Genomic DNA, 13,213 nt, shown 5'->3' with positions numbered 1-13,213 from the left:
CCTTTGAAATGGGCCATCGCACGCTGCAATCGGGCTTGCGCGAATGGATCCAGGAACAGACCGCCCATCCGGTCGGTTTTCTGGAGCAGCTCTACACCTTTGCCGACCGCGACCGGAACAATGATATCCAGGGCGGGCGAACCATTTCGATCAGCTATCTCGGCCTCGTCAACGAACAGATGGGGGCGGGACGGCCAGGATGGCACGGCTGGTACGAATATTTCCCCTGGGAGGACCATCGCGACGGACGTCCGGCCATCCTCGATGAGCTTGTTGCGCGCCTGCGGCTCTGGGCCGATGCCGATCCGGCAAAGCGCGAATACCGCCATCGCCGCGCCGATTTCACCTTCGGGCTCGACGGCGGTGGCTGGAACGAGGATCTGACGCTGCAGCGCTACGAACTGCTTTATGAGGCGGGCCTCGTCACTGAAGCGGGCTGCGGCAGGGAAGACAATCTCGGCCGGCCGATGTTTGCCGACCACCGCCGTATTCTGGCAACCGGGATTGCAAGGCTTCGCGCCAAGATCAAGTACAGGCCTGTTGTCTTCGAACTGATGCCCGAGAGTTTTACCCTGCTTCAATTGCAGCGGGCCGTCGAGGCGCTGGCCGGCCTGACGCTGCACAAGCAGAACTTCCGCCGCCTGATCGAACAGCAGGAGTTGGTGGAGGAAACGGGCGAGGCGACGAGCGAAACCGGCGGCCGGCCGGCCAAGCTTTTCCGCTTCCGCCAGACTATCCTCGAAGAGCGCGCGCTCGCCGGAACGAAATTACCGCTCTCCCGCAATTGACATATGCTCACCATGAGAATATCTCTTTACCTGAGATATGCTCAAATCGAGCATAATTAGGAGCCGGCCATGAACCACCTCGTATCCGCGTCTTCCCTGTATGACCGCGTCAGCCGCGTCATTCCCAAAGCCGAATGGATGACGTTTCAGGACGATGTCGAAGCAATCCTGGAACTGAAGCGTAAGCGCAATGCGGTCATCCTGGCGCATAATTACCAGACGCCGGAGATCTTCCATGGCGTTGCCGATATCGTCGGCGACAGCCTGGCGCTCGCCAGAAAAGCAATCGAAGTCGATGCCGACGTAATCGTGCTGGCCGGCGTGCATTTCATGGCAGAGACGGCAAAGCTCCTGAACCCGGAAAAGACGGTGCTGATCCCCGATATGGGTGCCGGCTGTTCGCTGGCAGATTCGATCACCCCGGAAGATATCGCCCTGCTGCGCCAGGCCCATCCCGGCGTGCCCATCATCACCTATGTCAATACATCGGCTGCCGTCAAAGCCGCCTCCGATATCTGCTGCACCTCGGGCAATGCCAAACAGGTGGTTGAATCCCTCGGCGTGCCGAAGGTGCTGATGATCCCCGACGAGTATCTTGCCCAGAATGTCGCAAAGGAAACCAATGTCGAGATCATCGCCTGGCATGGCCATTGCGAGGTCCATGAGCTCTTCACTGCCGAGGATGTGCGCCAGCTGCGGGAAAACCACCCCGGCGTGACGGTGCTCGCCCATCCCGAATGCCCGCCGGATGTCGTGGCTGAAGCTGATTTCGCGGGCTCCACCGCCGTCATGTCCGATTATGTCAGGCAGAAGAAGCCGGCCCGCGTCGTGCTGCTGACCGAGTGCTCAATGAGCGACAATGTTGCCGTGCATCACCCCGATGTCGAGTTCATTCGCCCCTGCAATCTCTGCCCGCACATGAAGCGCATCACGCTCTCCAACATCCGCACGGCGCTCGAAGAAAACCGCCACGAAGTGACCGTCGATCCCGCGGTCGCTGTCGCTGCCCGTCGGGCTGTGGAGAGGATGCTGGCAATATGAGCGAGATTGCCGATCGACTCACCGGCCGCACCGTCATCGTCGGCAGCGGCCTCGCGGGCCTGATGACGGCGCTGGCCCTTGCCCCAGAGCCCGTTATCATCGTCACCCGCGCGGCCCTGGGCGCGCAGACGTCGAGCGCCTGGGCACAGGGGGGCATCGCCGCCAGTCTCGGAGCCGATGACAGCGCCGAGCTGCATCTCGCCGACACGCTTGCTGCCGGCGACGGGCTTTGCGATCCCGTTATCGCCGCCGGCATCGTCGCCGAAGCGCCGGCGGCCATCGCCGCGCTGGAGCGGGCCGGGGTCCGCTTCGATAAGACGGCCAATGGCAGCTTTTCGCTGGGTCTGGAGGCCGCCCATAGCCGCCGTCGCATCGTGCATGCGGAAGGTGATGGCTCGGGTGCTGCGATCGTCCGCGCGCTGGTCGCAGCCGTTATCGCGACACCTTCCGTCACGGTGCTCGAAGGTCAGGAAGCCCGCCGTATCCTGACCGACGAGAGTGGCGTGACCGGGCTCCTCTGCACCGGGGACAGCGGCGCCGTCACTCTGCCAACGCGGCGGATCGTGCTGGCGACCGGTGGTATCGGCGGGCTTTATGAAGCGTCCACCAATCCAATGGGCAATTTCGGGCAGGGCATCATGCTTGCGGCGCGCGCTGGCACGGTACTCGCTGACATGGAATTCGTGCAGTTTCAYCCGACTGCGCTCGATTCCCGCCGCCAGCCTTTGGCGCTGGTCAGCGAAGCTGTCCGCGGCGAGGGTGCCGTGCTCGTCAACGAAAGCGGCGAGCGCTTCATGGCTGGCGTGCCAGGCGCAGAACTTGCGCCGCGCGATGTCGTGGCGCGTGCCATCAGTGCTGAACTCGCGCGCGGTGGCAGGGTCTTCCTCGACGCCCGAGTGGCACTTGGAGATCGTTTTGCCACGCGCTTCCCGGTCATCGATGCGCTCTGCCGGGAAGCCGGCATTGATGCCAGTCGTCAACTCATCCCCGTTCGCCCCGCCGTTCACTACCACATGGGCGGTGTCGCCACCGATGCCGCCGGCCGCAGTTCCGTTGCCGGCCTCTGGGTTGCCGGCGAGGCGGCATCGACAGGGCTGCATGGCGCAAACCGGCTTGCAAGCAATTCGCTGCTGGAGGCTGCCGTCATGGGCATGCGCGCAGGATGCGACATTCTCGCAGCTCCGGCAGCAAGCACGCCTGTGACCCAAGCTGCCTATCCGCTGCCGGTCGTGGCCGATGCCTCGCTTGTCCGGCTGATCGTCTCGCGCCATCTCGGCGTGCTGCGCAATGCAGGCGCGATCCACGGCGCCGTCGCAAGCCTGCTGCCGCTGGTCGAAGGCGACGGCCCGGCCGCCGATCCGGCGATTGTTGCGCTATTGATTGCCGTCTTTGCCAGCCTTCGGACAGAATCGCGCGGCGCCCATGCCCGCACCGACTTCCCGTTGAAGCGTGCTGAAGTCGTACGGCGGGCAATGACGCTTGCCGAAACCCTGGAAATTGCCCGGGCCACCGCCTCCCATCCCCTTGCAAGGAGTGCCTGAGATGAACTTCGCTTCCCTTCCGCGCGTCATTGTCGAGCCGCTGGTGCGTTCAGCTCTTGTCGAAGATCTCGGCCTTGCCGGCGATATCACCTCGGCAGCCGTCATCCCCTCAGATCATCGCTCGACGGTCGTCATGGCCGCCCGCCAGCCGGGCGTCGTTGCAGGCCTCGATGCAGCAGAGCTGGCCTTCCAGCTCGTCGATCCCGCCATCACCCTGAAACGGCATCTGCCGGATGGTGCCACGGTGCAGCCGGGCAGCGTGATCGCCACCATCGAAGGCCCGTCGCGCGGACTTCTGGCGGCGGAGCGCACGGCACTGAACTTCCTCGGCCATCTCTCCGGGATCGCCACGGTGACGGCAGGCATCGTCACCGCGATCCGGGATACGAAAGCCTCTGTCGTCTGCACCCGCAAGACGACGCCCGGTCTCCGGGCGCTGGAAAAATATGCCGTGCGTGCCGGCGGCGGCATGAACCACCGCTTCGCACTCAGTGACGCGGTATTGATCAAGGACAATCATGTCGCCATCGCCGGCGGAGTTTCGGAAGCAATCCGCCGCGCCAAGACCGGTGTCGGCCATATGGTCAAGATCGAGGTGGAGGTCGACACGCTCGATCAGCTCCATGAAGCCATGGCCGAGGGGATCGATGCCGTCCTTCTCGACAATATGACGCCCGATCAGCTCCGCGAGGCAGTCGACATCGTTGCCGGGCGTGCGATCACCGAGGCCTCAGGCCGCGTGACGCCCAGAACGGCACCTGCCATTGCCGCCTCAGGCGTCGACCTGATCTCTGTCGGCTGGCTCACACACAGCGCCCCGGTGCTCGATATCGGCCTCGATTTTGTCGAAGCCGATATCGAAAGCGAGACGCTGTTGCGCCGGGTCGCCCAAGCCTTCTAGAGAGATTTGGCCGCCTGAGCCGCTCAAGCCGAGTGGGGCTGCGGCTCCATATCGGAGTTGAACTCCAGAAGTCCGATCATGACACCGAGGTCCTTCACGGTGTCACAATGGCATCGCGCCTTCGTCCTGCCGAAACCCGCGGTCCGCACCGCCGCCTCCTGGATTCAACGTCCGAATTCCAGTCCTGTACCGTCGCTGGACCAGGCCGGAAATTTGCCTGAGACCAACAGGCGTTTTTCGCTGGACTTCGCCGCAAGCTGTTGCAAAGCTCGGCAAGTCTCTGGCGGAGTGAGGCGAAATGGAGGAGATACTCTTGGAAAAACATAACGTTATTCCATTGATGGGATTTGGCACCTTTGGGCGGAACGGCACGGAGGGTATCGATGCAATCCTCTGCGCGCTCGAAACCGGTTACCGGCATCTCGATACCGCGCAAACCTATGACACCGAATTCGAAGTCGGCGAAGCGCTGCGCCGCTCTGGCCTTGACCGAGACGAGGTTTTTCTGACCACGAAGATTTCGACCGACAATTTCGATCCCGGCGCACTCGTCCCTTCTCTGGAAAAGAGCCTAGAGACGCTCAAGGTCGATCAGGTGGACCTGACACTGATCCACTGGCCGTCGCCCAATGGCCGCATTCCGCTCGAAGTCTACATCACCCAGATCGCCGAGGCGCAGGCCCGCGGCCTGACGAAGCTGATCGGCGTTTCGAACTTCACGATTGCCCTGCTGGAGGAGACGGAAGCGCTGCTCGGCAAGGGTAGGATCACCAACAACCAGTTCGAACTTAACCCGATCCTGCAGAACAAGAAGCTCGCAAACTACTGCCGGGAAAAGGAAATATTGGTCACCTGTTATCTGCCGATCGCCCGTGGCATCCTTTCCGACGAGCCGGTGCTGCGCGCGATCGGTGAAAAACACGATGCGACGCCGGAACAAGTGGCGATCGCCTTCGAGCTTGCCAAGGGCTATTGCACCATCCCGACATCGGGCAGGCCGGAACGCATCCGCTCGAACTTCAAGGCAAGCTCGATCAGGCTTTCAGCTCAGGAAATCTCCCATATCGAGACCATCGACCGCAATCACCGCGTCGTCGATCCGGACTGGGGCCCGAAGTGGGACTAGGTGTTTGATCGGTGATCTCGGCAGGCTGTCGGATCCGATCTCTGTGAGACCGAGATCGAATATCTCGTCCAACATGAATGGGCCAGGCACGCCGAAGAGGTGCTCTGGCGGCGCAGCAAAAAGGGGCTTAAATCTAGGCAGAGGAAGCTGCAACACAGGACGAATATATGGCGGCATCGCCGGTCCGCATGTTCCAAAATAGAGCGGTGTCTCACGCCCATATGCAGCATTCGTAAAGTATGCCGGCAGCAAGCACCTGCCGCGACCGTAAATATTCGATGAAAATCTTGCTCCTTCAAAGCAAAAGCGCTTCCCGTTGCCCGCTATTCACTCTAACATCATCCAATCGGCCGGTGCGCTCCAGGCGTTCTGGCTTTTGAAGGTGAGAACCGTGATGGACGGGTCAACCGGGGAAGTGAAAGCGAACAGACTATGTCTGCTCGGCAGGCCGCAATTGTTGGTCGCCGGGACTGAGCTTCCCTTACCCGAAAAATCCTACTTCCTGCTGGCAATGTTAGCGCTGTCGTCGGAGCCGCTGGTCGACCGCGAAACCATCCGATGCCAGCTCTGGCAATCCGAACTTCCCGAAAAACGCGCCGGCAGCCTACGCCAGCTCCTCTCCCGCATCGAGCAGAGCATTCCCGAAGGCCTGCCGCCTTTGCTCACCGCCACGCGCACCCATCTGGGACTGGCACCGGGCTGGGAGATCGACCTCAATATCCTCAAGCGGAAGGATGTGCTGGAGCCGGCCGAAAGCGGCATCCTGCTCGGCGAACTGCTCGAAAGCGTCAAATCCCCGACGCAGGGCGCAGAAGACTGGCTGACCTTCGAGCGCCAGCGCATCGACGAAGCGCGCTCGGCCCATCTTGTCCGCCTGCTGGAAAGTGACGACGAGCGCCCGGACGAGGAACTGATCGCCTTTGCCAAGCGGCTGATCGAGCTCGATTCCGCCAATGAGATCGCCTGCCGGGCGCTGATGCGCGCCCATGCCCGCATGAACGACCTGCCGGCGGCGCGTCAGGCCTATCTGAAGTGCCGCAGCCAGCTGAAGAACGATTTCGATATCGAGCCGGACGGGGCTACGACGGCGCTTGCCCGTGAACTCGGCATCCTGGCCGCCGCGCAGCCGGCAACAGAACGTCCGCGTCCCACCTCGGAGTTGCTGATCGATCCGGCTGGCCAGCCGCGCATCGTCATTCTGCCCCCCGAAAGCATCTTCACCGATCCGCTGATGGAGCGTGTCGGCCGCGCACTGCTCGAGGATGTCACGATCGGCCTCAGCCAGCAACGCGGCTTCAAGGTGATCGCCGCCCATACGAGCCTCGAAATGCTGAGCCGCGCCCTCGACCCGACGCGCGCCACCGTCGGCCCGCTCGACCTGTCCTTCGACTATGCCGTCTATGTAACGATCCAGGGCCGGGACGAGGATGTCTATGCCACCTGCCGGCTGACGCGCACGGCAACCTCTGAGGTTCTGTGGGCGGTCGAAATTCCCTTTGCGATGCAGAAGATCAGCGAAGCTTTCAGCCAGCTCACACGGCGCATCGTCATGACACTCGCCGATACGATCGAGCGCACCGAATTGGCGATGCCGCTCGGCGATGTGCCCGCTTCCGCCTATCGCCTCTATCTCGAAGGCAAGCGGTTGATTGCCCAGACCGACCTGCAACACCTGCGCCAGGCGCGCAAATGGTTCAAGTCGTCGCTCAGCCGTTATGAACATTTCTCGCCGTCCCATGCTGGCATGTCGCGCGCGCTCGGCATGGAATGGCTGATCCGCGGCATGCGCGACCGGGACCTGCTCGACGAGGCCTATAGCGCCGCGARGATGGCGCGGCAGACCGATCCCAACAGCGGTCGGGCCTATCGCGAACTCGGCTTCGTGGCGCTCTATCGCCGCCGCTTCGACGAAAGCCTGGAGCATTTCCAGCAGGCCCAGGATCTCAATCCTAACGATGCCGATATCCTTGCCGATTTCGCCGATGCGCTTTCCCATGACGGCGATTTCGATCGGGCGCTGGAGCTCAGCAAGGCCGCCTTCAAGCTCAACCCGCTGCCACCAGACTATTACTACTGGAACCTCGGCGGTATCCACTTCATGCGCGAAGAGTATGAAGAGGCGATCGAGGCGCTGGAGCCGGTGAAGGCGAAACAGGCGACAGCCCGGTTGCTCGCCGCTGCGCACGCCATGGCGGGCGATGCCGCGAAAGCCAGAAATTACGCCAAAGTCGTGCTGGAAAACTTCCCCGATTTCCGCAGCGAAGAGATCCGTCATTTCGTTCCCGATCGCGATCCGGCCTTTACCGAACCGCTGATAAAAGGCCTGCAACTCGCCGGTCTTCCATGAAGCGCAGCCTTTTAACGAAGCCTGTAACGCTTAAATGACGCAGGCAATGCTCTCTTCCAATGGTTAACGGCGGCCAGCCGCCCAACCAATCGGAGAGAGATCATGAAGACCGTTGAAACCAACGCCGCAATCCAGACCCAGGCACTTCGTTTTTCCGCTGCCGCCAAGGCTGCCATCAAGCAGGATGAGCTTACCGTATCGGCAAACGGCCTCGAAAGCCTGACGCATGCGCTGAGGTTTCGCTAAGGAACCAATCAGCATGTCTGCTTTGGCCGACCTTGAAGTGCTTGCCGCCGACCTCAACCGGTCTTCGGCAGGCGTCAACAGTTACCACGACCGGTCGATGACACCGGCGCAGACCTTTGCGGCGATCAAACCGCATCTGCGCGACTTCGGCATCACCCGCGTCGGGCTGCTGACCGGGCTCGACGTGCTGAACATTCCGGTTGCCTTCGCCACACGGCCGAACAGCCACACGCTGTCGGTCTTCCAGGGCAAGGGCATCGACAAGGAAGCGGCGATGACCTCGGCCGCCATGGAGGCGATCGAGACCCGCATCGCCGAAATTGCGCCTGCCGACCTGACGCTCGCCAGCCTTGAGACCATGAAAGCCGAGCGGGCCGCGATGATCGATCTCGACAGCGTGGCGCGCTGTGCCCCCGACGAGATCGGCGACGGCCAGATCCCCTGGTGCTCCGGCTTCGAGCTTCTCTCTGGCAGCACCACTTTCGTGCCCTGGTGGCTGGTTGGACTCGACCATCGCGGCGAGCGCCCACCGGGCTTCGAACAGTCGAGTGATGGCCTTGCCTCGGGCAATACGCCAGCCGAAGCCGTCTTGCACGGGCTCTGCGAACTGGTCGAGCGCGATGCCTGGGCGCTCACCCAGCTCAAGTCCCCTGAACAGCTCAAGCAGAACCGCGTTGATCCGCTCGCCTTCGGCGATGCCGTGATCGACGTCATGGTCGATCGCATCCGGCAGGCCGGCATGCGCCTGCTGCTGATCGACATGACCACCGATATCGGTGTCCCGGCCTTTCTCGCCGTCATCATTCCGGGCAATCTTTCCGATCGCGTCGATGCCCGCTGGGCTCAGGTCTGCGGCGGTTGCGGCTGCCATCCCGATCCGGTGCGCGCGGCACTGCGCGCCATCACCGAGGCCGCCCAGAGCCGGCTGACGGCGATTGCCGGCAGCCGTGACGATTTCTCGCCGAGGATTTACCAGCGGATCGACCGCAGCGCTGGCATGCGCCAGGTCGTCGATCTCTGCAACGATGATGCGGCGCTCAAACCCTTCCCCATGCGCCCGCATCGCCCGGCGACGATCCAGGATACGATCCGCCATATCGCCGGCCGGCTGAGGGCCGCCGGCATCAGCCAGATCATTGCCGTGCCGTTTTGCCATCCCACCCTTCCGGTCTCCGTCGTGCGCGTCATCGTGCCGGGCCTCGAGGTCGATATCAGCGGCCAGTATATCCAGCTCGGCCTGCGCGCCGTCAACGTCATCAGGGAAGCCGCGGCATGAAAATCCTGTTCGTCGGCCCGAGCCTTGCAGGCGACATCGCCGAAGCCCGCAAACAGCATCCCGATATCGATTTTCGCGCGCCCGCGGCCTGCGGCGACATTCTGAAAGCCGTGCATGAGGGGGCGACAGCGATCGGCCTGATCGACGGCTATTTCGGCGATCTGCCGTCGGTCTGGCACAAGGAGATCCTCTTTGCACTGGAAAAGGGCGTTGCCGTTGCCGGCGGTTCCAGCATGGGGGCGCTGCGTGCTACTGAATGTTCCATCTTCGGCATGATCGGCATCGGCTCGATCTTCGACGACTACGAATCCGGCGATCTCATTGATGACGAAGCGGTGGCGCTCGTCCATGCGCCGCAGGAACTCGGCTGGCTGCCGCTTTCCGTACCCTGGGTCGATTTCGAGCCGACCATCGAAGGTCTCCATGCCAAGGGTGAAATTACCGTCAGCGAGCGCAAGAAGCTGCTGCTGGCCGGCCGCTTCCTGCATTTCTCCGAACGAACCTATTCGAAGGTGGTCGATGAATGCCATTTCGTCCGCAAGCTGCGGCGCGACCAGATCTTGGCGGCGATCCGCACCAACCGCGTCGAACGCAAACGCAGCGACGCCCGGCTAGTGCTGGACTGGCTGAAGAAGGGTGAGTTTGCGTCAACACAGCGTGACTGGAGCTTTGCAGCAACTTCGCATTGGGAGCTGCTGCAGGCCGAAATCACGCAGCAGATGCAACCTGTAACGCTCGAATAACGGTTCAAAGCCCAAGGTATCCTGCGTGGGGATTTGACTGTTGTCGAGGGCGGAAACAATGTTTGAAAAAAGGGACCAGGGTGCAGGCAGAGAATACGCAAGGCTCTTCCGGCTGCTGTCGGCAGCCAAGGACGAGGCTGAAAAACTTCAGCTGCGCAATCTCATGCACCTGACAAACATGGCACTGCTGCAGGTCGTCATCGATTGGGACGGCATCGATCCGGACAGGGAACTCGATGCGAACCTTGAAAAACTCGTCGGCAGCAAAGCCAAGATCGCAATGAAGGACGCTGGCGAAAATCTGATCTTKATCGAACGCCATTAATCCCGATGCGGGGTGCGACTGATCGCTATAAATTCAGGCCGACGTGTTATTCCGCAGCGTCGGCTTCCATCTGCTCGGTACTGGCGATTGCCTGAACGAGCTTGAGAATTTTCTTGCGAAGCTGCTCATTCTTGATCGAGAAAAAGGCAGCGTTGAGCTGGACGCCTTCACGCGAAATGACGAATTCTTCGCTCGGAGCGGGATTATCATTTGCGTTGGCGGCAGCTGCCGTCAGATCGTCGAAGAAGGTTCTGACGTCAACGCTCAGCGCGCCGGCGATTTCGACGAGCATGCTGGCGGAGACGCGGTTGGATCCCTTTTCGTATTTCTGGATCTGCTGGAAGGTCACGCCAACACGATCGCCCAGTTCCGTCTGAGAAACCTTTCTCAGCAGTCGCTGTATACGGATCGTTTTGCCGACGTGAACGTCCACGGAATGCGGTTCTTCTTTCATCTGATATTCCCTCCTGCGAAAACCGGCCAGACAACTTACACGGCCGGCAGTAACAACTTTTAGCCGAGTTAGTTCAACCTAGCAATTGTTCGCATGTCGTTTAGGCTGGGCCAAAACATCGCGCCATCCGAGAGCCCCTACGGATTGCACGTCGGGACAGATCACTTCAGACGAGAACCCGGCAGAATTGAACTCCGAAAGCGCGACGCTGGGTGAGCTATCGGGGCAAACTCAGAGCTTCCACAGACGCTGCGCATTACCATGAAGGAGCTTCGAACGCTCCGTTTCCGCCGTGCCCGACAGCACGGCGTGGGTGGCCGCGACCCAGGTGGAAAGGCCGTTCGCCAGCGTGCAGACGGGCCAGTCGCTACCCCAGACCACTCGATCCCAGCCGAAGCTTGATACGACATGCTCGATATAGGGCCGCAGGTTTTCAGCCGTCCAGCTTGTCGGGTCGGCATTGGTAACGATGCCGGAAATCTTGGCGACGATATTCGGCCGGCGGGCGATTTCGACGATACCGCGGCTCCAGGGCTCGAAAGCGTTCGACTTGATATCCGGATTGCCGCAATGATCGAGCACGAACTGGACATCGGGCGCGGCGTCGGTGAGCGCGCCCACCTTGCTCACCTGATGCGGCAGCGTGCAGAGATCGAAGGTCAGACCGGTGCCGGAAAGTCTTCTGACATTTTCGCGAAAGAGCGCGCCTTCCGAGATATCGTCGGGCACCACATGCAGCACGCGCCGGAAGCCCTTGACGAAGGGATCGGCTTTCTGGCGATCCAGATAGGCGGCAAAGCCGTCGTCTTCCGGCCGGCAGGAGACAATCGCTCCGGCCACCAGATCGCCGAGGCGGCTGATGTAATCGGTCTCGGCCTGCATGATGACGGGATCGACGTCCACCTCCATGTGCAGCGCTTTGGTGATGCCACAGCGTTTGGCTTCGCTCGCGTAGGTCTCGTAGAGAAAATCACGGTCGAGCGAGGGCACATCGGCAAGCCAGGGATAGCTCAGCGCCGAACGGTCGATGACGTGCAGATGGGTATCGATGAACACGCTCTTTTCCTCCAAAGAGTGGCATTCAACCTATCTCTGGTGAATGGATTGTTCAAATAGAAATTCTGCTGCCTTAACTCGGTCCTGYGATGGTGGCGCCGGCAAGCGCCGAAAGCTCGGCCGCCGTCTTCTGCACCATGCCGATCGCCTGGGTGATATCGGGCGCTGCCGGCGCATTGACGAGCGCGATATAGGGGCAGGTGAGCGCCGCAATACCGCGTCCGTCCGACCCCAGGACCGGTGCCGAGAGATTATAGACGCCAGCGGTCTGGGCGCTCGCCATCATCTCATAGCCGCGCTTGCGGATCTGATTCAGCCGCTCGTGAAAATCCGGGCCTAGGTCGACGTCCTCGCGGCTGCGCACATGCTCCGAGATCATCATCTCGCGCTCCTCGTCGCTGCGGAAGGCAAGCAGCACATGGCCGGACCCGGTGTCGAACAGGCTGATATGGGAACCGATGCGGATCGACAGGCCCCAATAGTCGGGCGCCTCCTGTTGGGCGATGACGACGGCAGCCCCACGGTCGAAGACGGCCAGATGGTTTGCCTGACGGGAGCGTTGGGCGAGCTCGCGCATGAGCGGCGTCGCATAGGAGGCGAGCCGGCGCACCGGCGCATGCAGTTGCGCCAGGCCGAAGAGTTTCAGGGTGAGAGAGTAACGGTCGCCATCGAGCCGCGTCACGTAACCGCGCTTCACGAGACGGTCGAGCATGCGGTAAAATTCGTTCGGGCTGCGCTCCAGCCGCTTGGCGATTTCCGCCTGCGTCAGGCCGCTATCGACACCCGCCAGAAGTTCGAGAATATCGAGACCCTTGTCGAGCGCCGGAGCGCGATAGCGATCTGACTCGTCGGTCTCCATTCTTCCCTCCTGTGAATATCATTCTGCATATACGCAGACAGGCGGACGGAAAAGAAAAAGTTCGCGCTTGACCATAGAACTATCGTCTGTTTGTCTATAAACAGACAAATCAAGTTTGAGGATATCGTTTCCGGAAAACTCGCCAAGGCGAGACAAAAACAAGATAAAGGGAGAGGGAGGAGGGCCATGCGCAGGGATATCGTGACCATCTGCCTGATGTCGCCCAAGAGGGCGTTCGAACGCGGCCTGCATCCTGACCGATCCTTTTGAGATATATTTCAGCATCAACGCCAGCGCGCRCAATCCCCACAGAGGCCATGACATGACAAGCAATCTTTCCGGCAAGAGCGTTCTCATCACCGCAGCAGGTCAGGGCATCGGCCGCGCCACCGCGCTTGCTTTCGCCGCGGCCGGCGCCAGGGTGCACGCCACCGACATCAATACCGATGCTCTTGCGACCCTGGCGGCGCAGGCCAAGATTTCCACCCACAAGCTCAACGTGCTCGAAGA

The 13,213-nt window shown here is 61.4% G+C and carries 14 protein-coding genes and 1 pseudogene; 12 read left to right on the top strand and 3 right to left on the bottom strand.

The window, feature by feature from the left end; translation table 11 throughout:
• From AC1D35_RS32355 to AC1D35_RS32305, 11 genes and pseudogenes are all read left to right on the top strand, one after another.
• Positions 1 to 788, top strand: a 788-nt coding sequence (locus AC1D35_RS32355; protein WP_477941927.1) for an NUDIX hydrolase, incomplete at its 5' end; no start/stop codon positions are given.
• A 69-nt stretch (positions 789 to 857) separates the two neighbouring features.
• Positions 858 to 1,829 (top strand): quinolinate synthase NadA, encoded by a 972-nt coding sequence (gene nadA / locus AC1D35_RS32350; RefSeq protein ID WP_477855021.1) that lies wholly within the window; start codon positions 858 to 860, stop codon positions 1,827 to 1,829.
• Positions 1,826 to 3,370 (top strand): L-aspartate oxidase, encoded by a 1,545-nt coding sequence (locus tag AC1D35_RS32345; RefSeq protein ID WP_477855020.1) that lies wholly within the window; start codon positions 1,826 to 1,828, stop codon positions 3,368 to 3,370. Before nadA ends, AC1D35_RS32345 begins: the two co-directional genes overlap by 4 nt.
• 1 nt (position 3,371) lies before the next feature.
• Complete coding sequence (gene nadC, locus AC1D35_RS32340; protein WP_477855019.1) at positions 3,372 to 4,271, top strand: carboxylating nicotinate-nucleotide diphosphorylase; 900 nt, start codon at positions 3,372 to 3,374, stop codon at positions 4,269 to 4,271.
• A 313-nt stretch (positions 4,272 to 4,584) separates the two neighbouring features.
• Entirely contained in the window at positions 4,585 to 5,397 is an 813-nt protein-coding gene (locus tag AC1D35_RS32335; protein ID WP_477855018.1) for an aldo/keto reductase, read from the top strand.
• Positions 5,398 to 5,404: 7 nt separating this feature from the next.
• Positions 5,405 to 5,633, top strand: a pseudogene (locus AC1D35_RS32330) (hypothetical protein); the annotation flags it as partial.
• A 158-nt stretch (positions 5,634 to 5,791) separates the two neighbouring features.
• Positions 5,792 to 7,744 carry a tetratricopeptide repeat protein gene (locus AC1D35_RS32325; protein ID WP_477941928.1) on the top strand — a complete coding sequence of 651 codons (1,953 nt, stop codon included), beginning with the start codon at positions 5,792 to 5,794 and terminating at the stop codon, positions 7,742 to 7,744.
• Positions 7,745 to 7,846: 102 nt separating this feature from the next.
• The gene (locus AC1D35_RS32320; RefSeq protein ID WP_477834044.1) at positions 7,847 to 7,990 is read left to right on the top strand and encodes a hypothetical protein; all 144 of its coding nucleotides are present in this window, start codon (positions 7,847 to 7,849) and stop codon (positions 7,988 to 7,990) included.
• 13 nt (positions 7,991 to 8,003) lie between these two features.
• Positions 8,004 to 9,266, top strand: coding sequence for a YcaO-like family protein (locus AC1D35_RS32315; protein ID WP_477855017.1), 1,263 nt, complete (start codon positions 8,004 to 8,006; stop codon positions 9,264 to 9,266).
• Entirely contained in the window at positions 9,263 to 10,009 is a 747-nt protein-coding gene (locus tag AC1D35_RS32310; protein WP_477855016.1) for a TfuA-like protein, read from the top strand. Before AC1D35_RS32315 ends, AC1D35_RS32310 begins: the two co-directional genes overlap by 4 nt.
• Before the next feature lie 58 nt (positions 10,010 to 10,067).
• Positions 10,068 to 10,334 carry a hypothetical protein gene (locus AC1D35_RS32305; protein ID WP_477941923.1) on the top strand — a complete coding sequence of 89 codons (267 nt, stop codon included), beginning with the start codon at positions 10,068 to 10,070 and terminating at the stop codon, positions 10,332 to 10,334.
• 46 nt (positions 10,335 to 10,380) lie between these two features.
• On the opposite strand, the gene AC1D35_RS32300 is transcribed toward AC1D35_RS32305, so the two are convergent.
• The 3 genes from AC1D35_RS32300 to AC1D35_RS32290 form a co-directional block, all read right to left on the bottom strand.
• The gene (locus tag AC1D35_RS32300) at positions 10,381 to 10,788 is read right to left on the bottom strand and encodes a helix-turn-helix domain-containing protein (RefSeq protein ID WP_113300181.1); all 408 of its coding nucleotides are present in this window, start codon (positions 10,786 to 10,788) and stop codon (positions 10,381 to 10,383) included.
• A 231-nt stretch (positions 10,789 to 11,019) separates the two neighbouring features.
• Positions 11,020 to 11,844 carry an amidohydrolase family protein gene (locus tag AC1D35_RS32295; protein ID WP_477855015.1) on the bottom strand — a complete coding sequence of 275 codons (825 nt, stop codon included), beginning with the start codon at positions 11,842 to 11,844 and terminating at the stop codon, positions 11,020 to 11,022.
• A gap of 73 nt (positions 11,845 to 11,917) precedes the next feature.
• Positions 11,918 to 12,703, bottom strand: coding sequence for an IclR family transcriptional regulator (locus AC1D35_RS32290; RefSeq protein ID WP_477941921.1), 786 nt, complete (start codon positions 12,701 to 12,703; stop codon positions 11,918 to 11,920).
• A 322-nt stretch (positions 12,704 to 13,025) separates the two neighbouring features.
• Between AC1D35_RS32290 and AC1D35_RS32285 the strand changes: the two genes are divergently transcribed.
• A partial coding sequence (locus AC1D35_RS32285; RefSeq protein WP_477941919.1) for an SDR family NAD(P)-dependent oxidoreductase occupies positions 13,026 to 13,213 on the top strand: 188 nt, incomplete at its 3' end.

The sequence above is a fragment of the Rhizobium sp. P1_E6 genome (assembly GCF_056405875.1).
Note: the sequence above shows the minus strand (reverse complement) of the source record. Positions and strands in the feature narration are given on the sequence as shown.

What these genes read in the sequence shown, in the direction of transcription:
- AC1D35_RS32315 (WP_477855017.1), top strand. Translation starts at nt 8,004, where the DNA reads ATGTCTGCTTTGGCCGACCTTGAAGTGCTTGCCGCCGACCTCAACCGG.
- AC1D35_RS32310 (WP_477855016.1), top strand. Translation starts at nt 9,263, where the DNA reads ATGAAAATCCTGTTCGTCGGCCCGAGCCTTGCAGGCGACATCGCCGAA.
- AC1D35_RS32300 (WP_113300181.1), bottom strand. Translation starts at nt 10,788, where the DNA reads ATGAAAGAAGAACCGCATTCCGTGGACGTTCACGTCGGCAAAACGATC.
- AC1D35_RS32320 (WP_477834044.1), top strand. Translation starts at nt 7,847, where the DNA reads ATGAAGACCGTTGAAACCAACGCCGCAATCCAGACCCAGGCACTTCGT.
- nadA (WP_477855021.1), top strand. Translation starts at nt 858, where the DNA reads ATGAACCACCTCGTATCCGCGTCTTCCCTGTATGACCGCGTCAGCCGC.
- nadC (WP_477855019.1), top strand. Translation starts at nt 3,372, where the DNA reads ATGAACTTCGCTTCCCTTCCGCGCGTCATTGTCGAGCCGCTGGTGCGT.